Genomic DNA, 21509 nt, shown 5'->3' with positions numbered 1-21509 from the left:
TAGCTTTTATTACTTAGAAACGGTCAGACGGGAACGGCCTTTAGCACGACGACGTGCCAAAACCTGACGACCATTTTTAGTTGCCATACGAGCACGGAAACCGTGTGAACGGTTACGCTTCAGTACGGACGGTTGAAAAGTGCGTTTCATGGCGATTTCTACCTAAACTTGGATAAATTTCACTGGGTTAGCGAAGAGCCTTGCAGAAACTGCAAACGACTTACGCCTCAGTGTGGCTGATTAAAGAGGCCGGATTGTAATAATTGTACACTCCGGAGTCAATTCTCTTTCCTTATTCCCGTGCCTTAATTCGCTTTTTGACCCCTGAAACGACCAGGATCTGACCAAAATAAAGCCGTGGTGACACGCGACGGGTGGGGAATTATACGGCGTCCCCACTAAAGCGCAAGGATCGTTGGGGATCTTCCTTAGATCAGATAAGTCGATTTTGTGCACTAGTCATTAAATTTTCCAATATAGGAAGGTAAAGCGCTGCGCGTCTGACAGGATCGTTTACACTTAGACTCCACAAAACAGCCCTGTGGATAAATCGGGAAGAAACTGTGAGAAACAGAAGATCTCTGGCGTACTTTAGGCTATGATCCGCGGTCCCGATCGTGATCCTTTAGCGTTCACCCTGGGGTATACCCGAGTGACTTCAGGATGTAGGTAGGCGGCAATCGAATGACAAATTCGTCGGGAACGAATTTGACCAGCCAAAGGCTGGCCTTCGGTGAGAGACAGGAGTCTCTCATTAATCCCGATGAGCTTACTTCAGTAAGTGATTTGGGTGAACGAGAGCAGCCAACAACCCTACATCTTGAAGGGCGATGGGTATAAACCGCAGATAGCGGTTCGCACGCTTCCCGAATCGGGGTTCCGTTGTGGAAGAGTCGGCGTGTGTCAACAATCATGAATATAAACTTTCAGTCTTCGTCATTTTATCGACTTTGTTCGAGTGGAGTCCGCCGTGTCACTTTCGCTTTGGCAGCAGTGTCTTGCCCGATTGCAGGATGAGTTACCAGCCACAGAATTTAGTATGTGGATACGCCCCCTACAGGCGGAACTAAGCGATAACACGCTGGCCCTGTATGCGCCAAACCGTTTTGTTCTCGATTGGGTGAGAGACAAGTACCTCAATAACATCAATGGCTTGCTCAATGATTTTTGTGGCACTGATGCACCCGTATTGCGTTTTGAAGTAGGCAGCAAACCGGTCAGCCAAACGCTGAATCAGCAGACTGTTACTACTGCTCCGGCGCATGTACACATCGCACGCCCTACTGCTCATCTTCGCCCAAGCTGGGATAACTCTCCGGCTCCGGCTGAACACTCCTATCGCTCTAACGTTAACGTAAAACATACTTTCGATAACTTCGTTGAAGGTAAGTCGAACCAACTGGCTCGCGCGGCAGCACGTCAGGTGGCAGACAACCCTGGTGGCGCTTATAACCCTTTATTCCTTTATGGCGGCACCGGTCTGGGTAAAACGCACCTTTTGCATGCTGTTGGCAACGGTATTATTGCGCGCAAACCGAATGCAAAAGTGGTGTACATGCACTCTGAACGTTTCGTTCAGGACATGGTAAAAGCACTGCAAAATAACGCTATTGAAGAGTTCAAACGTTACTACCGTTCTGTTGATGCACTGCTAATTGATGACATTCAATTCTTTGCTAATAAAGAACGTTCACAAGAAGAATTCTTCCACACCTTCAACGCCCTGCTTGAAGGCAACCAACAGATCATTCTGACTTCGGATCGTTATCCAAAAGAGATCAACGGTGTTGAAGATCGTCTGAAGTCCCGCTTCGGTTGGGGGTTAACGGTTGCCATCGAACCACCAGAACTGGAAACGCGTGTTGCGATCCTGATGAAAAAAGCAGACGAGAACGATATCCGTCTGCCAGGTGAAGTGGCCTTCTTTATTGCCAAGCGTTTACGTTCAAACGTGCGTGAGCTTGAAGGGGCATTGAACCGTGTTATCGCTAACGCCAACTTTACTGGCCGGGCGATTACTATCGACTTCGTGCGTGAAGCGCTGCGCGATCTGCTAGCGCTGCAAGAGAAGCTTGTCACCATCGACAATATTCAGAAGACGGTGGCAGAGTACTATAAAATAAAGATTGCTGACCTGTTGTCCAAGCGTCGTTCCCGCTCTGTTGCCCGTCCACGTCAAATGGCAATGGCTCTGGCGAAGGAACTGACTAACCATAGCTTGCCAGAAATCGGCGATGCCTTTGGTGGCCGCGACCATACTACGGTTCTGCACGCCTGCCGTAAGATTGAGCAGTTGCGTGAAGAAAGCCACGACATCAAAGAAGATTTCTCTAACCTAATCAGAACATTATCTTCGTGACGCTATGAAATTTACCGTTGAACGTGAAACTTTATTAAAACCGCTGCAACAGGTGAGTGGCCCGTTAGGTGGCCGTCCGACGTTACCGATTCTCGGCAACCTGCTGTTGCAAGTCGCACAAGGAACTCTTTCATTAACAGGTACTGACCTGGAAATGGAGATGGTGGCGCGTGTCGCGTTGGTGCAACCGCATGAGCCGGGTGCCACAACGGTTCCAGCACGTAAATTTTTTGATATCTGCCGTGGTTTGCCGGAAGGTGCAGAAATCGCTGTTACGCTTGAGGGTGACCGCATGTTGGTGCGCTCCGGGCGTAGCCGTTTCTCGCTTTCAACGCTGCCTGCTGCTGATTTCCCGAACCTGGACGACTGGCAGAGCGAAGTAGAATTCACGCTCCCGCAAGCGACCATGAAACGCCTGATTGAAGCCACGCAGTTTTCTATGGCGCATCAGGACGTTCGTTACTATTTGAACGGTATGTTGTTTGAAACCGAAGGCGAAGAACTGCGCACCGTGGCGACCGATGGTCACCGCCTGGCTGTGTGTTCTATGCCGGTCGGTCAGTCTCTGCCAAACCATTCGGTGATCGTGCCGCGTAAAGGCGTGATTGAGCTGATGCGTATGTTGGATGGCGGCGATTCACCGTTGCGTATCCAGATCGGCAGCAACAACATCCGCGCTCACGTCGGCGACTTTATCTTCACTTCCAAGCTGGTTGATGGCCGTTTCCCGGATTATCGCCGCGTATTGCCGAAGAACCCGGATAAACATCTCGATGCCAGTTGCGATTTGCTGAAACAAGCATTTTCACGCGCGGCAATTTTGTCGAATGAGAAATTCCGTGGCGTTCGTCTGCAAGTGATTGCCAATCAGTTGAAAATCACCGCTAACAACCCGGAGCAGGAAGAAGCCGAAGAGATTCTGGACGTCACTTATGACGGCACAGATATGGAAATCGGCTTTAACGTCAGTTACGTGCTGGATGTTCTGAATGCACTCAAATGCGAGAACGTGCGCATTTTGCTGACCGACTCTGTTTCCAGCGTGCAGATTGAAGATGCAGCCTCTCAAGCGGCGGCTTACGTCGTTATGCCAATGCGTCTTTAGTATCGGGCTATCTTACTTGTTATTCTGGTTCCGGGCAGTGCTCACAATCCTCACGTACTTCAGTACGCTCCGGTTGTTGCGCGCTGGCCGTAATCAGACTAACTGCGCCGATAACGCCCTGGTTGTGAGTTAAATATGTCGCTGTCGCGTTTGTTGATTAAAGACTTTCGAAATATCGAAGATGCGGATCTGGCTCTATCTCCAGGGTTTAATTTCCTGGTGGGGGCTAACGGAAGCGGCAAAACCAGCGTGCTTGAGGCGATTTATACCCTCGGGCATGGTCGCGCTTTTCGCAGTCTGAAAATCGAGCGCGTGATCCGCCATGAAACAGAATCCTTTGTACTGCATGGGCGTATACAGAACGGCGAGCGGGAAACCTCTGTTGGCCTGACCAAAGACCGTGCCGGCGACAGCAAAGTGCGTATCGATGGCAGCGACGGCCACAAAGTGGCTGAACTTGCTCTCTTGATGCCAATGCAACTTATCACCCCTGAAGGATTTACATTGCTCAACGGTGGCCCTAAATACCGTAGAGCTTTCCTCGATTGGGGATGCTTCCATAACGAACCAGGTTTTTTTGTTGCCTGGAGCAATCTCAAGCGCCTGCTTAAGCAACGCAACGCTGCGTTGCGACAGGTAACGCGCTATGCGCAACTACGGCCATGGGATCAAGAGCTTATCCCACTTGCGGAGCAAATCAGCCGCTGGCGTGCCGAGTACAGCGCAGCCATTGCTGATGATATGGCTGACACCTGTGCACAATTTCTGCCGGAGTTCTCGCTGAACTTCTCTTTCCAGCGCGGCTGGGAAAAAGAGAGTGACTACGGCGAGCTACTGGAACGCAACTTCGAACGCGATCGTATGCTGACCTACACCGCCCACGGCCCCCACAAAGCTGATTTTCGGATTCGTGCAGACGGTGCGACGGTAGAAGATACGTTGTCGCGCGGGCAGCTTAAATTACTGATGTGCGCCTTACGACTGGCGCAGGGTGAGTTTCTCACCCGACAGAACGGGCGACGTTGCCTGTATCTGATAGATGATTTTGCCTCTGAACTAGATGATGCACGCCGTGGTCTATTAGCCAGCCGGTTAAAGGCGACGGAATCACAAGTTTTTGTTAGCGCAATTAGCGCAGAACATGTGATGGATATGGCGGACAAAAATTCGAAGATGTTCGCCGTGGATCAGGGTAAAATAACGGATTAACCCAAGAATAAATGAGCGAGAAACGTTGATGTCGAATTCTTATGACTCCTCCAGTATCAAAGTCCTTAAAGGGCTGGATGCGGTACGTAAGCGCCCGGGAATGTATATCGGTGATACGGATGACGGCACCGGTCTGCACCACATGGTATTTGAGGTCGTAGATAACGCTATCGACGAAGCACTTGCCGGTCACTGTAAAGACATCGTTGTCACCATTCATGCTGATAACTCTGTCTCAGTAACCGATGATGGTCGTGGTATTCCTACTGGTATTCACCCGGAAGAAGGTGTGTCTGCTGCCGAAGTTATTATGACCGTGCTTCACGCCGGCGGTAAGTTCGATGACAACTCCTATAAAGTTTCTGGTGGTCTGCACGGTGTGGGTGTTTCTGTAGTTAACGCCCTGTCCCAGAAGCTGGAACTGCTGATTCGCCGCGAAGGCAAAGTGCACCAGCAAACTTATATTCACGGTGTGCCACAAGCGCCGCTGGCGGCAACGGGTGATACCGATGCAACCGGTACGCAAGTCCGTTTCTGGCCAAGCCACGAAACCTTCACCAACGTGATTGAGTTTGAATACGACATTCTGGCCAAACGCCTGCGTGAGTTGTCGTTCCTGAACTCTGGTGTTTCTATCCGCCTGATTGATAAGCGTGATGGCCGCCAGGACCACTTCCACTACGAAGGTGGTATCCGCGCGTTTGTTGAATACCTCAACAAAAACAAAACCCCAATTCACCCAACCGTGTTCTATTTCAGCACTGAAAAAGACGGCATTGGCGTGGAAGTGGCGTTGCAGTGGAACGATGGTTTCCAGGAAAACATCTACTGCTTTACCAACAACATCCCGCAGCGCGATGGTGGTACGCACCTGGCCGGTTTCCGCTCGGCGATGACACGTACGCTGAATGCGTATATGGAAAAAGAAGGCTACAGCAAAAAAGCGAAAGTTAGCGCCACCGGTGACGATGCCCGTGAAGGCCTGATTGCTGTTGTCTCTGTTAAAGTTCCAGATCCTAAATTCTCTTCTCAGACCAAAGACAAACTGGTTTCTTCAGAAGTGAAAACCGCGGTTGAACAGCAGATGAACGAACTGCTGTCTGAATACCTGCTGGAACACCCGTCTGACGCGAAAATCGTCGTCGGCAAAATTATTGATGCCGCTCGTGCTCGTGAAGCAGCACGTCGTGCACGTGAAATGACTCGTCGTAAAGGCGCGCTGGATTTGGCTGGCTTGCCAGGCAAACTGGCGGATTGCCAGGAACGCGACCCGGCTCACTCCGAACTGTACCTTGTGGAAGGGGACTCTGCGGGCGGCTCTGCAAAACAGGGGCGTAACCGTAAGAACCAGGCGATCCTGCCGCTGAAAGGTAAAATTCTGAACGTTGAGAAAGCGCGCTTTGACAAAATGCTCGCTTCTCAAGAAGTTGCCACGCTGATTACCGCGTTGGGCTGCGGCATTGGCCGTGACGAATACAACCCGGACAAACTGCGTTACCACAGCATCATCATCATGACGGATGCGGACGTCGATGGTTCGCACATCCGTACCTTGTTGCTGACCTTCTTCTACCGTCAGATGCCTGAAATCGTTGAGCGCGGCCATGTGTATATCGCACAGCCACCGCTGTACAAAGTGAAGAAAGGCAAGCAAGAGCAGTACATTAAAGATGATGAAGCGATGGACCAATACCAGATTGCAATCGCTCTGGATGGCGCTACGCTGCACACCAATGCCAACGCACCAGCTATCGCTGGCGAAGCGCTGGAAAAACTGGTGTCTGAGTTTAAAGCCTGCCAGAAAATGATTGGCCGCATGGAGCGCCGTTATCCGCGCAATTTGCTAAACAACCTGGTGTATCACCCAACGCTTGAAGATGCCGATCTGACTGACGAAAGCAAAGTGACTGCCTGGGTTTCTGCTCTGGTTACTCAGCTTAACGAAAAAGAACAGCACGGCAGCACCTGGAATTCCCTGGTTCGTCATAACCGTGAACTGAATCTTTTCGAGCCGGTGATTCGTGTGCGTACCCACGGTGTGGATACTGACTATCCGCTGGAGCAAGAGTTTATCGTCGGTGGCGAATACCGTCGTATTTGCACGCTGGGCGAGAAACTGCGTGGCCTTATCGAAGAAGACGCGTTTATCGAACGTGGCGAACGCCGTCAGCCAGTTGACAGCTTCGAAGAGGCGCTGGAATGGCTGGGCAAAGAATCCCGTCGTGGCCTATCTATTCAGCGTTACAAAGGCTTGGGCGAAATGAACCCGGATCAGCTCTGGGAAACCACAATGGATCCACAAAGCCGCCGTATGCTGCGCGTAACTGTTAAAGACGCGATTGCAGCGGATCAGCTGTTCACTACTCTGATGGGCGATGCGGTTGAACCACGTCGTGCATTTATCGAAGAAAACGCCCTGAAAGCGGCGAACATCGATATCTAAGTTAGTTGATGCTGGTGGGCAATCTGCTCACCAGCATATCCACTGCCAGGCGAATTTTCAGGGGCAGATGGGGTGTCTGGAGCCATACCGCATGGCTTTCATATACATTTTCCCTGTAATCCCGCAATATCCTCACCAACTTCCCGTTCTGTAGTTCTTCTCCAATCAACCAACATGGCAATACCGCAATACCAAATCCTGAAATCACCGCTGCGGCAATGGGTTGTAATTCATCCATTAGCAGGCGTGATTTGGGGACAAACTCAATTGTTTTGCCATTATTTTGGGGAATAACCCAACGGTGCGGGACACCTGCGTTGATATAGTTAATCACTTCATGGCTTGAAAGATCGTCTATTGTTTGTGGTTCGCCGCATCGAGCCAGGTAGTCAGGCGAAGCACAAATTACCATGCGGTGTAAGCCAATACGGCGGGCGATCAAGCCGCTGCTGTCCGGTAACTTTCCGTTTCGGATCACAAAATCCAACCCGTCTTCAATCAGGTCAGAAACCCTGTCACTAAAAAGTAACTCCATTTTCAGCTCCGGATGCTGGCTTGCAAATTCTGTCAGCAACGGCGCGATGCACATTCGCCCATACAGCATCGGCATTGAGACTCTTAACCGCCCGCGAACAGTTTGCTTTCCACTGTCGAGCAGTGCTTCAGCCTTTTGAATTTCTTCCAGGGCGCGCAGGCAGTGCTCGTAGAAAAGTGCTCCATCGTCGGTGAGAGCGAGGCTACGCGTGGTTCGTTGAAAAAGCCGAATGCCCAGCCTTTTCTCTAGTTGAGAAATCGTTTTCCCGACAGCGGAACGTGAAAGATGCAGTCTCGTCGCTGCAAGCGAGAAACTACCCGCCTCAACCGCCGTAATAAAAACAGAAATACCTTTCAGTTGCTCGCTCATTGTTTGTATCCATTTTGGAATCAATAGGAGGAAAATCTATCGCCACTGGTGAGTTTAGGCCAGCGATATACTTTTGGCTGTGACGTATTCCCTCGAAATTCAGGAGCCAATAATGATGAGCCAAACCATGCAACGCTGGACAATGAATGCCATTGGGCGCGAAAACCTGACGTTTTCCACAGAAGCAATACCCACGCCTGGTCGTGGTGAAGTATTGGTGCGGGTGAAAGCAGTATCACTTAATTATCGCGACAAAATAGTTATCGAAGGGGCTATGCCCCTTGAGATGCCATTCCCGTTTACACCAACATCGGACATGGCGGGTGTGGTAGAAAGCATCGGTGAAGATGTGACTCGCTTCCAGCCAGGTGCGCGCGTTATCTCCACCTTTTCACCAGACTGGATAGACGGTAAGCCAAACGGCACTGCTCGTACTCCACCATACCGCACGCTGGGTGGTGTGTATCAAGGCATGCTGGCGGAATACGTGGTGATGAGCGAAAACTGGCTGGTGGCATCGCCCGAAAGTCTTGATGACATTCAGGCCAGCACCTTGCCGTGCGCAGGGCTTACCGCTTGGTTTGCGCTAGTGGAACGAGGCGGTTTGCACGCTGGGCAATCTATTCTGGTGCAGGGAACGGGTGGCGTTTCTATGTTTGCCCTGCAAATCGCCAAAGCCCACGGTGCCGAAGTTTTTGTTACTTCTGGTAGCAATGAAAAATTGCTGCGCGCCAAAGCATTGGGGGCCGATCACGGTATCAACCGGCTGGAAGATGATTGGGTCGAGGTAATTTATGAACTGACCCAGGAACGTGGTATCGACCATATTATCGAAACCGTTGGTGGTGCAAATCTCGGAAACTCTTTACGAGCTGTGGCGGTTCATGGGCGTATATCAGTAATAGGTGTGCTTGAAGGTTTTGATATTTCAGGGCCTGCAGGCGACCTGATACTGAAATCACCAATCATTCAGGGGGTTAGCGTCGGACATCGCCGCGCGCTTGAAGACTTCGTGCGTGCTATTGATGCGAATGGCATCAAACCGGTCATCGAAACAACCTATAAATTTGACGAACTGCCGCAGGCGCTTGAGCATCTCGACCGTGGTGCGTTCGGCAAAATCGTCTTAACCCGCCCGTGATTGACTACACTTCTATTGCACACTTCGTGATTGCAAGAGGACACGGTCATGGGTTTATTCGATCAAGTTACTGGCATGATGGGGGGTGGCGATGCAGGTAAATTCAAAGTCATCCTTACATGGATTAATGAACAAGGCGGCATTCAGGCAATTCTTGAACGGTTTCGGGAAAAGGGTTTCTCTGATGTTGTCACCTCCTGGCTGAGCGGCGCGCATAACCAAAGCGTTAGCCCAGAGCAAATGCAAGACGTGCTGGGCACACCAGCAATCAGCGGTCTGGCTGAAAAACTCGGGATTGATGTGGGAAGTGCATCTCAACTGCTGGCAGAGCAGTTCCCGAAAATCGTCGATACTTTATCGCCTGCAGGTGAAGTCGCTCACGATGAAGATTTGCTGACTAAAGGCTTCCATATGCTGAAGGATAAATTCTTCAGCTAGTGCCCGTCATTCTTCAAGCCGCAGATGCGTTGGCTGCACATGCTCACCCAAATCACTTACTTGAGTAAGCTCATTGGGATTCCCGTGTTTGCCGCCTTTCTGCAACTCGAATTATTTTGGGTATCAACGCCACTTTCTTCGGGTGGCGTTTTTTCATCCAAAAAACGGACCTATTTCACCCGTAACGTAGCGCTATTTTTGCGAGCTTAATCGCGTTAGCATGAGATAAACTCATTACCTCAGAAAATCCTATGCCTATAAAACTCATTGCTATTGATATGGACGGCACATTGTTGCTGCCTGACCACACCATTTCTCCAGCCGTTAAAGCCGCTATCGCCAGCGCGCGCGAACGCGGTGTAAGTGTTGTTTTGTGTACCGGACGCCCTTTTGCAGGTGTTGAGAGCTATCTCCGCGAGCTGCACATGGATAAGCCGAATGACTACTGCATCACCTATAACGGTGCGTTAGTGCAGAAGGCCAGCGACGGCAGCACCGTGGCACAAACCGCGCTGAGTTACGACGACTACCGCTATCTGGAACAGCTTTCCCGCGATGTCGGTTCCCACTTCCATGCGTTGGATCGCCACACCCTGTACACCGCTAACCGTGATATCAGCTACTACACCGTTCATGAATCCTTTATTGCCAATATCCCGCTGGTGTTCAGCGAGCCAGAAAACATGGATAAAAACGGTGCATACCTGAAAGTGATGATGATCGATGAGCCGGCTATTCTGGACAAAGCGATCGCCAAAATTCCAGCCGACGTGTATGAGCGTTATACGTTGCTGAAAAGCTCGCCATATTTCCTTGAGATTCTCGATAAGCGAGTCAACAAAGGTACTGGCGTAAAAGCGCTGGCTGAATCTCTCGGCATCAAACAAGAAGAAGTGATGACGCTGGGCGACCAGGAAAATGACATCGCGATGCTGGAATACGCAGGCATCGGTGTTGCGATGGATAACGCTATCGATAAAGTGAAAGAAGTCAGCAACTTTGTTACTAAATCAAACCTTGAAGATGGCGTTGCGTACGCGATTGAGAAGTTTGTTTTGAATTAATGACGTTGTGGTGGTTTCTGTCAGTCTGGTTGCCTCTGCGGGAGTCAACCAGACTCAATGGCTGAACCGGTGCATTACATGTCCGGTATCACTGGCACATCGGCAAATCGGCTTTTCATGACTAATTTTCTCGACCATGCAGAGGTCAGGATTTTGGCTTTTATCACCTTTGCGAACAGTTTCCTTCTGATTTTCCCCGTTCGTTTCTGATAGACAGCATTTGGTCGTGAATTCTGTTCATTGAAGATATTTCCCAGTATTTCGGCGCTATCGAGCGCATAACTTATCCCTTCGAGCGAACTTGCACTAATAAATCCCGCCGCTTCACCAATCAGAAATGCATTGTCTTTCCCGCAAACAAAGTCACGCCATTTTGACGGGCAAAGCACGATACATTTTTCTTCCTTTTCAGGGCTGCTAAAGACAAAACCGCGTTCGGTCATTTTCTCTTTTAGATGGAAGAACCGCTTTTTGCCCTCTTTCATTGGAAAGGCACCGCCAAAAATAAAGTATCCATCCTTCGACATACTCCATGAATAACAGTCCGTTACCTGATTATCGAAAATGCAGGAATAGAAAGGACGGGCATGCAGCTCCTTAAACCACTGCTGAATGGCCTGATATTTTCGAATGCTGTGCTGCGGGTAAAGCGTCCGGCGCAGCAATGAATTTGCACCATCGGCACCGACAATATATTGCGCAGTGATTTCCTGAGTTACTCCGTTTTCCTCAAATGTGAGGCGATAACTATCACCCTCTTTTTCAATGCGTTTGCACAGTGTGTCATGGCGAATATCTACCGTTTGCGGGATAAGCGTTTTAAGCCATAAATCGAAAGCATGGCGATTGATATTAATGTATGACCGCTGGTAGTTGCAGGTGATATTTGATTGTAAATCAATGGTTTTTACGCTGAATATTTGTGGGTTTGCCAGCACGTGAACGGGCAGGTTTATACCGGAACGGATAAACGAACGTTGAGCATCAGGCGCCAGTAACCCGCCGCAGGGCTTCTGAAACCCATCTTCCCCTTCCCGCCGCTTCTTATCCAAAGCAATTATTTTGAATTGTGGTTCGAGGATCCGCGCAAGCGTAGCCCCTGCGGGGCCGAGGCCAATAATCGCGATATCGTAATGTTCCATTTGAGCGTTCCGTTGGCTGGGGGTTGGAACGGAAACGTAATCTGCTTGTGTGAAGTTGCTATGAAGTGGCGGGTAAGTTTTCTGTGCGTCGCTTTTTTCGCCATTCTTTGCTATGGATTGTCCGTTTTGTGATCCAAATTGTAGTACAACATATAATGTTTGTACTACATTGATCCCATCGGAAGCGCTATCAGATTCACATTTGTACTTCAAAATAGCGGTGTTTTTCAGCGCTCGCGGTAAAGTGTGGTTAATACCTAAATTGAACAGGGCAAACCATGACTAAGACCGATCGCATCATCGTGACGCTGGGTAAACAGATTGTCGGCGGTAAATACACTCCGGGCGCAGCATTGCCGTCAGAAGCCGACTTATGTGAGGAGTTCGAAACGTCGCGCAACATTATCCGCGAAGTTTTTCGTTCTCTTATGGCGAAGCGGTTAGTTGAAATGAAGCGTTATCGCGGAGCCTTTGTGCAGTCGCGTAACCAGTGGAATTACCTCGATACCGAAGTGTTGCAGTGGGTGCTGGAAAACGATTATGACCCGCGCCTGATTAGCGCCATGAGCGAAGTGCGAAACCTGGTCGAGCCTGCCATCGCGCGCTGGGCCGCAGAACGGGCTACATCAAGTGACCTGGCGCGAATCGAAGACGCACTCAACGACATGGTGGCAAACAATCAGGATCGGGATGCTTTTAATGAAGCCGATATTCGCTATCACGAAGCGGTGCTGGATTCGGTTCATAACCCGGTGCTACAGCAGTTGAGTATTGCCATCAGTTCACTTCAGCGTGCGGTTTTCGAGCGCACCTGGATGGGTGATGAAGCCAACATGCCGCAAACGCTTCAGGAACATAAGCAGCTGTTCGATGCGATTCGTCACCAGGACAGCACGGCTGCAGAAAGAGCGGCGCTGACAATGATTGCCAGCTCCACCAAACGACTAAAGGAAATCACATGACATCACGCTACATCGCTATTGATTGGGGTTCGACTAACCTGCGTGCCTGGCATTACCAGGATGGAATTTGCATTGATAGTCGGCAAACCACAGCGGGCGTTACCCGTCTGAATGGTAAAACCCCAAAAGCGGTGTTCGATGAAGTCACTCAAGGTTGGCGTGAAAAAACCACGCCAGTTTTGATGGCCGGGATGGTGGGCAGCAATGCCGGGTGGAAAATCGCCCCTTATCTCCCATGCCCGGCGCGTTTCTCTGATTTAAGCCAGCAACTGACTCCAGTGCTGGATAACGTCTGGATTATTCCCGGCCTCAGCGTAAAAAGTGATGACAACTGCAACGTGATGCGTGGTGAAGAAACCCAGCTTCTCGGTGCAAAAACGCTTGGCCCGGCTTCGCTTTACATAATGCCGGGTACGCACTGCAAATGGGTGCATGCCGATGAACACACGGTGCAGGATTTCCGCACGGTGATGACCGGTGAACTGCACCATATCCTGCTCAACCACTCCTTAATTGGCGCAGGCCTGCCTGAGCAACAAAGCAGCCATCAAGCATTTTTGGCTGGGCTGGATCGCGGCATTAATGACAGCGCTTTGTTGCCACGACTTTTCGAAATACGTGCAGCCCATGTGCTGGGTGAATTGCCGCGTAGCGAAGTCAGCGAATTTCTTTCCGGGTTGTTGATTGGTAACGAAGTGGCGGCGATGACTCGCCAGTACGCTCCGGACACTCAACAGCCTGTCACCATTGTTGCTAATCCATCCCTGAGCCAGCGTTATAGCAACGCGCTCGAGTTATTGGGCTACCAGGCAAAAGTGTTGGATGGCGACAATGCATTCCAGGCAGGAATAAGGAGTATTGCAAATGCAGTGGCAAACTAATCTTCCGCTCATCGCCATTTTGCGCGGTATCACGCCAGGCGAAGCGCACGCACACGTTGCGGCGTTGCTGGATGCGGGATTTGATGCGATAGAAATCCCAATGAACTCACCAGACTGGCAGCAAAGTATCGCGGCGATGGTGACCGAGTTTGGCCATCGGGCGTTGATAGGCGCGGGTACCGTTTTGAAAACCGATCAGGTTAATGAACTGGCCGCCATGGGTGGCAAACTGGTGGTAACGCCGAATACGCAGCCTGAAGTTATCCGCCGTGCGGTCGCCAGCGGAATGACAGTATGCGCGGGCTGTGCAACGGCAAGCGAAGCCTTTACCGCATTGGATGCCGGTGCTCAGGCGCTGAAAATTTTCCCTTCTTCCTCTTTTGGCCCGGATTACATCAAAGCGCTGAAAGCCGTATTACCGCCAGAAGTGCCGGTCTTTGCGGTCGGTGGTGTGACGCCTGAAAACCTGGCTATTTGGCTAAAAGCCGGATGTGTCGGTGCTGGGCTCGGTGGCGATTTATATCGGGCGGGGCAATCTGTGGAATGCACCGCTGAGAAGGCAAAAGCATTTGTTAAAGCGTATGAAGAGGCTGTGAAGCAATGAAAATCACTAAACTGACGACCTACCGTTTACCACCACGCTGGATGTTCCTGAAAATTGAAACCGATGAAGGTATTGTCGGCTGGGGTGAGCCGGTAATTGAAGGGCGAGCAAAAAGCGTTGAAGCTGCGGTACATGAGCTGAGTGAATTATTAATCGGCCAGGACCCGGCGCGTATAAATGATTTATGGCAAGTGATGTATCGCGGCGGTTTTTATCGCGGTGGGCCTATTTTAATGAGCGCAATTTCCGGTATTGACCAGGCATTGTGGGATATTAAAGGAAAAGTATTAAATGCACCTGTCTGGCAATTAATGGGCGGCCTGGTTCGCGATAAAATAAAAGCCTACAGCTGGGTTGGTGGCGATCGTCCGTCAGATGTGATCGACGGTATTAAATCACTGCGTAACATCGGCTTTGATACGTTTAAATTAAATGGCTGCGAAGAAATGGGGATTATTGATAATTCCCGTAAAATTGATGAAGCCGTGAATACCGTAGCACAAATTCGTGAAGCATTCGGTAATGAAATTGAATTTGGCCTTGATTTCCATGGCCGTGTTAGCGCGCCAATGGCAAAAGTATTAATTAAAGAGCTTGAGCAATATCGCCCGCTGTTTATTGAAGAACCGGTGCTGGCGGAACAGGCTGAATACTATCCGCGTCTTGCGGCTCAAACGCATATTCCTATCGCTGCGGGTGAGCGTATGTTCTCGCGCTTTGAGTTCAAGCGTGTGCTGGAAGCGGGCGGACTGGCGATTCTCCAGCCTGATTTGTCACACGCAGGCGGTATTACCGAATGCTATAAAATTGCCGGAATGGCAGAGGCCTATGACGTGGCGCTGGCTCCGCATTGTCCGCTCGGGCCGATTGCGCTGGCTGCCTGCCTGCATATCGATTTTGTCTCCCGCAATGCTGTGTTCCAGGAGCAAAGCATGGGCATCCATTATAACAAGGGCGCTGAATTGCTCGATTTTGTTAAAAATAAAGAAGACTTCAAAATGGATGGCGGCCACTTTATGCCATTAATGAAGCCAGGGCTTGGCGTTGAAATAGACGAAGAACTGGTTATCGAACGCAGTAAAAATGTGACTGATTGGCGTAATCCTTTATGGCGCTATCCAGACGGTTCTGTAGCCGAATGGTGATAGTTATTTTATAAACAACTAGTCATACCCAAATAAATATAAAACACCCTCTGTATATAACAGGGCATGGTGGCCGGTATTGCCATGCTCAAATTCTGGAGACAGAACACGATGGATATTTCTGTAACCGCTACAAAACCTACGCGTCGCCGTTATGTGACGCTCATTATGATCTTTATTACTGTGGTTATTTGTTATGTCGACCGCGCGAATCTGGCCGTCGCCTCTGCCCATATTCAGGAAGAGTTTGGCATTACAAAAACTCAAATGGGTTATATCTTCTCGGCTTTTGCCTGGCTCTATACTTTATGCCAGATTCCTGGCGGCTGGTTCCTTGACCGCGTCGGCTCGCGCATGACCTATTTCATCGCTATTTTTGGCTGGTCGGTGGCAACGCTATTCCAGGGTTTTGCCACCGGTTTAATGTCGCTGATTGGTTTGCGTGCAATTACCGGTATTTTCGAAGCACCCGCATTCCCGACCAACAACCGTATGGTCACGAGCTGGTTCCCGGAACATGAGCGTGCGTCTGCAGTAGGTTTTTATACCTCCGGCCAGTTTGTCGGGCTGGCGTTCCTCACGCCACTGCTTATCTGGATTCAAGAAATGTTGAGCTGGCACTGGGTGTTTATTATCACCGGTGGTATCGGCATCATCTGGTCGTTTATCTGGATTAAGGTTTATCAGCCACCGCGTGCCAGCAAAGGCATCAATCAGGCTGAACTGGATTACATTCGTGATGGTGGTGGTCTGGTTGATGGCGATGCGCCAGCCGAGAAAAAATCCCGCATTCCAATGACGGCTGCCGACTGGAAACTAGTCTTCCACCGCAAACTGGTTGGCGTGTATCTCGGCCAGTTCGCGGTTACGTCCACGCTGTGGTTCTTCCTGACCTGGTTCCCGAACTACCTGACGCAAGAAAAAGGCATTACCGCCCTGAAAGCCGGGTTTATGACTACCGTTCCATTCCTTGCCGCGTTTGTGGGTGTGCTGCTTTCTGGTTGGGTAGCAGACCGTCTGGTGCGTAAAGGATATTCGCTGGGTATCGCGCGTAAAACGCCAATCATCTGCGGTTTGCTGATCTCGACCTGCATTATGGGCGCGAACTACACCAACGATCCGGTCTGGATTATGACATTAATGGCTATCGCCTTCTTTGGTAACGGCTTTGCCTCGATCACATGGTCGCTGGTCTCTTCGTTGGCACCAATGCGTCTGATTGGCTTGACCGGTGGAGTGTTTAACTTTGTTGGCGGCTTGGGTGGGATCACCGTTCCACTGGTTGTAGGTTACCTTGCTCAGGGATATGGTTTTGCACCTGCGCTGGTTTATATCTCAGCCGTGGCACTGCTTGGCGCACTCTCCTACCTCCTGCTGGTCGGCAAAGTAGAAAGGGTGGGATAAAAACCATCAATGATTTACCCTGAGGCGTCCAATATCTCGGGGTAAATCATGACCAAACAACTCACCTTTGCACCACGTAACCACCAACTCACTAACATCAATACCTGGACACCAGATAGCCAGTGGTTGGTGTTTGATGTTCGCCCTTCTGGCGCCTCGTTTACCAGTGAAACGATTGAAAGGGTTAACGTGATGACTGGCGAAGTGGAACTGATCTATCAGGCATCGCATGGCGCGCATGTCGGTGTGGTGACCGTGAACCCGCAGCAACCCGAGCGCTATATCTTCATTCACGGCCCGGAAAACCCCGACGAAAGCTGGCATTACGATTTCCATCACCGCCGTGGTGTGGTGGTCGAAAACGGTATCGCAACCAATCTCGATGCAATGGATATTACCCCACCGTTTACCCCCGGCGCTTTGCGTGGCGGCAGCCATGTCCACGTCTGGAGCCCAGATGGTGCACGCGTGAGCTTCACCTATAACGACCATGTGATGCATGAATATGATGCGGCAAAAGATCTGCGTAACGTCGGTATTGCTCTGCCATTCGGCCCGGTGACACCTGTTAAACAGCATCCTCGGGAATATGATGGTAGCCATTATTGCGTGCTGGTAAGCCGTACTACGCCATTACCACAACCTGGAAGTGATGAAATAAACCGTGCCTATGAAGAAGGTTGGGTGGGCAACCATGGCTATTTAAAACCTGATGGCAGTCAACAGCGTTGGGCGCTGGCATTTATTGGCGATACCGTTTCAGCTAAAGGCGAGAAAGTGCCCGAGCTGTTTATCGTTGATTTGCCTGAAAACAAAGAAGCTTATTTCCAGGCGGGTTCTGAGCCAATTGAAGGAACGCCAACCTCGCTGCCTGCACCACCTGCGGGTATTACGCAAACACGCCTGACTTTCACTCATCAGCAGCGTTACCCAGGATTAGCTACCCAGCCAAGGCATTGGGTGCGAAGCAGCCCGGACGGCAGCTTACTGGCGTTCTTGATGCGCGATGATGCAGGTATTGTGCAAATGTATCTGATTTCACCAAACGGTGGGCAGCCACGCCAACTTACGCATGGGCAAGATGATATCCAGTCGGCATTTAACTGGCATCCGTCAGGGCAAGCGTTGGGCTTTGTGAGGAAGGAGCAGATTGTCTTGTGTGATTTAAACGATGGTGAAATCACGACGCCTACAGCAACCGATGGTTGTGCGCCTTCAGCGGATGCGGTGGTGTTTTCACCTGATGGCAAATACATCGCCTGGATGCAGGATGTAGACGGATTCCGTCAGTTATTTATGACGCAAACAGGGCTTTAATTACTGAACAGGCGGGATCACAGAATTGGTTGCCAGGTTCTGCTTCTCGCTTGCTTCTACTTTGGATTTTATAGACTTGTCGGTGCGGAACATATCCCACGGTAACAGAACGGTATCCATTACTGCCGTAAACGGCATATCCAGCGCGACAAAAGGTTTGTATCCCCAGCTTGTCTCGCCATCGGCCAGCATTTCGTAACTGGCACGTGTGCCGGGATAGTATCCCTCTTGCCCACCAGTGTGAGTCATCACACTTGAACATCCGCTGACTGTTAGCAATCCGCTGCCGAGAATTAATGTTGGAAGATAGCTTTTCATCATTAGTGTTGCTTATCGTTTCTGGGGGGCCATTTACGGCCAGGCTGCTCTGGTTTATATCACCCATGCAGATAATTAATATATTGCTCTTGCCACTCTGTGGCGGCTATCGCAGATAAATCCTGTTTACTACCAGGACAGTCTATGTACTGACAGCAGAAGCCGCAAAAAATTTCTTTCTGTGGCCTTGAAAAGTGCGAATAAGGACCGATTTTAGAGATGTAGTCAGAAAAAGTACGCCGTAAGGGTACTTGGTTTTAGAAGCCTGTCCATGATGGAAGGCAATGTTTGATTCTCGCTGATTTCAGGAGTTTTTATATATGCGTAATTTCGACCTATCCCCGCTTTATCGTTCAGCTATTGGTTTTGACCGTCTGTTCAATCTGCTGGAAAACAACCAAAGCCAGAGCAACGGCGGCTATCCTCCATACAATGTTGAATTAGTTGACGAAAATAACTATCGCATTGCGATTGCTGTTGCCGGTTTCGCAGAAAGCGAACTGGACATTACAGCCCAGGATAACCTGCTCGTTATTAAGGGCGCGCATGCAGATCCGCAACCAGAGCGCACTTATCTCTATCAGGGGATAGCTGAGCGCAACTTCGAACGCAAATTCCAGTTAGCGGAAAACATCCACATCCGTGGTGCTAACCTGGTTAACGGCCTGCTGTATATCGACCTGGAACGCGTGATTCCGGAAGCGATGAAACCGCGCCGTATCGAAATCAATTAATTCAGTGGGTCGCATTGTGCGGCCCAGGCAATAAAGGCTGGCTTGCCGATAGGGAGCCAATACCAGTTCGCATACTGGTAAGACTTAACTCGCTTCAAAGAAGGAGAAAACTTATGCGTAACCACGATTTATCACCTCTGCTGCGTCAATGGATCGGTTTTGACAAACTGGCTAATGCTTTACAAACAAGCACTGAAGGCCAGTCATTCCCGCCTTACAACATTGAAAAAGGCGATGACAATCATTACCGCATTACGCTTGCGCTGGCAGGGTTCCGCCAGGAAGATCTCGAAATTGAACTCGAAGGTACGCGTCTGCATGTGAAAGGGACGCCGGTTAAACCCGAAAAAGAGCCAACCTGGCTGCATCAAGGATTAGTGACTCAGCCATTTAGCCTGAGCTTCACCCTTGCTGAATATATGAAAGTATCTGGCGCGACCTTTACTAACGGTCTGCTGCATATAGATCTGGTGCGTGAAATCCCTGAAGCCGTTGCGCCAAAACGCATTGCTATCAGCGAACGTCCGGCACTCAACAGCTAAACTGAGTATCCCCTTTGAGGCCCCATTTTATGGGGCCTTTTTTGTATAGATGGAGAGGTTTTGCTCGAATCACGTCGAAGGGATAGACTGAAACCAATATTAGGTGTTCGGGGGTAAGGATGTTAGGCGAAAAGCTAGAATTTGAAGGGCTTACTGGTGTTGGTAAAGTTCAACTGGATCTGGAACCCAACCAGCAGATTTATACCTTTATTGGCGCTAATGGCGTGGGTAAAACCAAGACGCTTGAGGCACTTTTTCAGGTGCTGTTTTTTAGTCATAGGATTATGAAGGATACCCAAGGCGTTTTTAATGGAAAAAATATTGCCTTCCAACGGCTTGAATTACATTCTCCACAAAAATATATACTTAATATTAATAAGAAAATCCCCATGTTTATTACTGCGTGGTTTAAGGATTATTTTTCCCCGGTTGCACATGATAGTCCAGTAATCTTTTTGGGTGCTCAGTCTAGAGGTTTAGTTAAACATAGCTCTGGGAATAATGTGTCGGTCTTAGGTTCATTAGCGCAACGGCGTGAAAGTTATCTCTCTTCAGTTATACAAAAAATGGAATCTGATTTCGGTTCCCTTAATATGGAAACCAGTATTGAAGAGTGGTTTATCACTCTTGCGCGCTCATCTAATCCCTATCAGAAAAAAGAAGATAATCGCGATATAGAAATCAAAACGGTCATCCGACTCCTTAATCAACTTGATGAACGAATCGATCCTGATTTTCTGGAAATAAGCGGTGATGATCGCGTTAGCCTGATGATCAGCGGCCAGAAGCGAGAATTAAGCCAGCTTAGCTCGGGCTTTACGTCCATTCTTAAATTGATGCAGGCAATTGTCTCTGGTTACGGCTATTTCACCAATGAAACGAATCTACAAAAAGTGAAAGGGATTGTTCTTATCGATGAAATAGAAAGCCACCTGCACCTGACGTGGCAGGCAAACATCATCCCACTGCTGAAAAAAATATTCACTAATACAACGTTCTACATCACCACTCACTCATCAATAGTGCTTTCCCAACTAAAAGAAGGTGAAGCTTACAAACTCTATCGTGATGAAGATGGAGTAGTGAAAACCAACAAAATTGCAGCACCAAATAAAGCCGCACTTGTCGATATCATGAAAGACGTTTTCAAGGTTGATCTAAACCAGATGAAGTTAGAAAACAGCAGCGTAGATGAGCAAAAAGACGCCAAAAATAACCTTCTAAGCCTGTTAAAAAAGCAGGAGAAAAAGAAATGACAAGGAAAGTATTGCTGGATGCGAATTTGCTTATTGCCGCTTTTGATGTCAATGGAACGACTTCCCCTGAGATGAAAAAACAGGCAATAGAGCAGCTTTCAATACTTTTAGCTGACGAGGATGTAAAGCTATTTATTACACCTCTGGTACGCTATGAAGTGTTACGTGGTATCTCATGGCAAAGTCGGGAAGATTTTCTGAGTATGAAATCAACATTAAATGATTTCCCTGATTTAGATATCACTCGGGATATTTCTGAGTTATCAGCTAACTTGTTTCGTTTTGATAAGCATAAAGCTGAACAAGCTAATAACCGCGCCAGAAATCTCGATAAACGCAAATTTGATGTCTTCCACTTTTGCAGCGCCCACTGCAATGGGCTTGGTTTTTGCTCGAATGACACTGATATAGCCAAAATTGAAAGGCTCCATTGTGAGTATGTCGCGAATATAGTCGCTTAGCCCGAATGCTCCCGAGGCCCCATTTTATGGGGCCTTTTTTTGTGCTCTGTACCCCATTAACTCCTTCTCCTCTCTGCCAG

21 protein-coding genes and 1 other annotated feature are annotated in these 21509 nt (G+C 49.4%); of the genes, 17 read left to right on the top strand and 4 right to left on the bottom strand.

Annotated features, from left to right (window positions below; genetic code table 11):
• Positions 1 to 9: 9 nt before the first annotated feature.
• A complete protein-coding gene (rpmH, locus tag LVQ76_RS19890; RefSeq protein ID WP_003849659.1) occupies positions 10 to 150 on the bottom strand; it encodes a 50S ribosomal protein L34 in 141 nt (46 codons plus the stop codon).
• Positions 151 to 1039: 889 nt separating this feature from the next.
• Between rpmH and dnaA the strand changes: the two genes are divergently transcribed.
• The 4 genes from dnaA (at position 1040) to gyrB (ending at position 7116) form a co-directional block, all read left to right on the top strand.
• On the top strand, positions 1040 to 2359 hold the full coding sequence (gene dnaA, locus LVQ76_RS19885) for a chromosomal replication initiator protein DnaA (protein WP_370639827.1): 1320 nt from the start codon (positions 1040 to 1042) through the stop codon (positions 2357 to 2359).
• Positions 2360 to 2363: 4 nt separating this feature from the next.
• On the top strand, positions 2364 to 3464 hold the full coding sequence (dnaN, locus tag LVQ76_RS19880; RefSeq protein ID WP_232863989.1) for a DNA polymerase III subunit beta: 1101 nt from the start codon (positions 2364 to 2366) through the stop codon (positions 3462 to 3464).
• 135 nt (positions 3465 to 3599) lie between these two features.
• Positions 3600 to 4673, top strand: coding sequence for a DNA replication/repair protein RecF (gene recF / locus LVQ76_RS19875; RefSeq protein WP_232922323.1), 1074 nt, complete (start codon positions 3600 to 3602; stop codon positions 4671 to 4673).
• A gap of 28 nt (positions 4674 to 4701) precedes the next feature.
• Positions 4702 to 7116, top strand: a complete 2415-nt coding sequence (gene gyrB, locus LVQ76_RS19870; protein ID WP_232905433.1) for a DNA topoisomerase (ATP-hydrolyzing) subunit B — start codon at positions 4702 to 4704, stop codon at positions 7114 to 7116.
• Between the two features lies 1 nt (position 7117).
• Here gyrB and LVQ76_RS19865 read toward each other — a convergent pair whose 3' ends face one another.
• Positions 7118 to 8020, bottom strand: coding sequence for a LysR family transcriptional regulator (locus tag LVQ76_RS19865; RefSeq protein WP_232922322.1), 903 nt, complete (start codon positions 8018 to 8020; stop codon positions 7118 to 7120).
• Positions 8021 to 8135: 115 nt separating this feature from the next.
• Here LVQ76_RS19865 and LVQ76_RS19860 point away from each other — a divergent pair, with 115 nt between their 5' ends.
• The 3 genes from LVQ76_RS19860 to yidA all read left to right on the top strand — a co-directional run bounded on the left by LVQ76_RS19860 (position 8136) and on the right by yidA (position 10663).
• Complete coding sequence (locus LVQ76_RS19860; RefSeq protein WP_232864031.1) at positions 8136 to 9161, top strand: zinc-dependent alcohol dehydrogenase family protein; 1026 nt, start codon at positions 8136 to 8138, stop codon at positions 9159 to 9161.
• Between the two features lie 48 nt (positions 9162 to 9209).
• Complete coding sequence (locus LVQ76_RS19855) at positions 9210 to 9599, top strand: YidB family protein (RefSeq protein ID WP_232863986.1); 390 nt, start codon at positions 9210 to 9212, stop codon at positions 9597 to 9599.
• A gap of 251 nt (positions 9600 to 9850) precedes the next feature.
• On the top strand, positions 9851 to 10663 hold the full coding sequence (gene yidA, locus LVQ76_RS19850; protein WP_232922321.1) for a sugar-phosphatase: 813 nt from the start codon (positions 9851 to 9853) through the stop codon (positions 10661 to 10663).
• 74 nt (positions 10664 to 10737) lie between these two features.
• Here the strand turns inward: yidA and LVQ76_RS19845 are convergent, their stop codons facing one another.
• Entirely contained in the window at positions 10738 to 11805 is a 1068-nt protein-coding gene (locus LVQ76_RS19845; RefSeq protein ID WP_232922329.1) for an FAD-binding protein, read from the bottom strand.
• Positions 11806 to 12083: 278 nt separating this feature from the next.
• Between LVQ76_RS19845 and dgoR the strand changes: the two genes are divergently transcribed.
• From dgoR to LVQ76_RS19815, 6 genes are all read left to right on the top strand, one after another.
• Positions 12084 to 12767 (top strand): D-galactonate utilization transcriptional regulator DgoR, encoded by a 684-nt coding sequence (gene dgoR, locus LVQ76_RS19840; protein WP_232863984.1) that lies wholly within the window; start codon positions 12084 to 12086, stop codon positions 12765 to 12767.
• Entirely contained in the window at positions 12764 to 13648 is an 885-nt protein-coding gene (locus LVQ76_RS19835; RefSeq protein ID WP_232905427.1) for a 2-dehydro-3-deoxygalactonokinase, read from the top strand. The genes dgoR and LVQ76_RS19835 overlap by 4 nt, the downstream gene beginning before the upstream one ends.
• Positions 13632 to 14252 carry a 2-dehydro-3-deoxy-6-phosphogalactonate aldolase gene (locus tag LVQ76_RS19830; RefSeq protein WP_232905426.1) on the top strand — a complete coding sequence of 207 codons (621 nt, stop codon included), beginning with the start codon at positions 13632 to 13634 and terminating at the stop codon, positions 14250 to 14252. Before LVQ76_RS19835 ends, LVQ76_RS19830 begins: the two co-directional genes overlap by 17 nt.
• Entirely contained in the window at positions 14249 to 15397 is a 1149-nt protein-coding gene (gene dgoD, locus LVQ76_RS19825) for a galactonate dehydratase (protein ID WP_232863981.1), read from the top strand. The genes LVQ76_RS19830 and dgoD overlap by 4 nt, the downstream gene beginning before the upstream one ends.
• Positions 15398 to 15463: 66 nt before the next feature.
• Positions 15464 to 16801: an MFS transporter gene (locus tag LVQ76_RS19820; RefSeq protein ID WP_232905425.1), complete on the top strand. Its 1338-nt coding sequence runs from the start codon at positions 15464 to 15466 to the stop codon at positions 16799 to 16801.
• Positions 16802 to 16849: 48 nt separating this feature from the next.
• Positions 16850 to 18118, top strand: coding sequence for a YidR family protein (locus LVQ76_RS19815; RefSeq protein ID WP_232922320.1), 1269 nt, complete (start codon positions 16850 to 16852; stop codon positions 18116 to 18118).
• Here LVQ76_RS19815 and LVQ76_RS19810 read toward each other — a convergent pair whose 3' ends face one another.
• Positions 18119 to 18439: a YceK/YidQ family lipoprotein gene (locus tag LVQ76_RS19810; protein WP_134185972.1), complete on the bottom strand. Its 321-nt coding sequence runs from the start codon at positions 18437 to 18439 to the stop codon at positions 18119 to 18121.
• 247 nt (positions 18440 to 18686) lie between these two features.
• Positions 18687 to 18763 (top strand) — a sequence feature (ROSE (Repression Of Heat Shock gene Expression) occurs in the 5'-region of heat shock genes and acts as an RNA thermometer to modulate expression.).
• Here LVQ76_RS19810 and ibpA point away from each other — a divergent pair.
• The 4 genes from ibpA (at position 18757) to LVQ76_RS19790 (ending at position 21429) form a co-directional block, all read left to right on the top strand.
• Positions 18757 to 19170: a small heat shock chaperone IbpA gene (ibpA, locus tag LVQ76_RS19805; RefSeq protein ID WP_064514809.1), complete on the top strand. Its 414-nt coding sequence runs from the start codon at positions 18757 to 18759 to the stop codon at positions 19168 to 19170. It overlaps the preceding feature by 7 nt.
• 113 nt (positions 19171 to 19283) lie before the next feature.
• Complete coding sequence (ibpB, locus tag LVQ76_RS19800) at positions 19284 to 19712, top strand: small heat shock chaperone IbpB (RefSeq protein WP_232863978.1); 429 nt, start codon at positions 19284 to 19286, stop codon at positions 19710 to 19712.
• A gap of 119 nt (positions 19713 to 19831) precedes the next feature.
• On the top strand, positions 19832 to 20968 hold the full coding sequence (locus LVQ76_RS19795) for an AAA family ATPase (RefSeq protein WP_232922319.1): 1137 nt from the start codon (positions 19832 to 19834) through the stop codon (positions 20966 to 20968).
• On the top strand, positions 20965 to 21429 hold the full coding sequence (locus tag LVQ76_RS19790; RefSeq protein ID WP_232922318.1) for a PIN domain-containing protein: 465 nt from the start codon (positions 20965 to 20967) through the stop codon (positions 21427 to 21429). The genes LVQ76_RS19795 and LVQ76_RS19790 overlap by 4 nt, the downstream gene beginning before the upstream one ends.
• Positions 21430 to 21509 lie beyond the last annotated feature (80 nt).

The organism is Buttiauxella cochleicola, assembly GCF_021283185.1.
In the GTDB taxonomy this organism is placed as follows: Bacteria; Pseudomonadota; Gammaproteobacteria; order Enterobacterales; family Enterobacteriaceae; genus Buttiauxella; species Buttiauxella massiliensis.
Note: the sequence above shows the minus strand (reverse complement) of the source record. Positions and strands in the feature narration are given on the sequence as shown.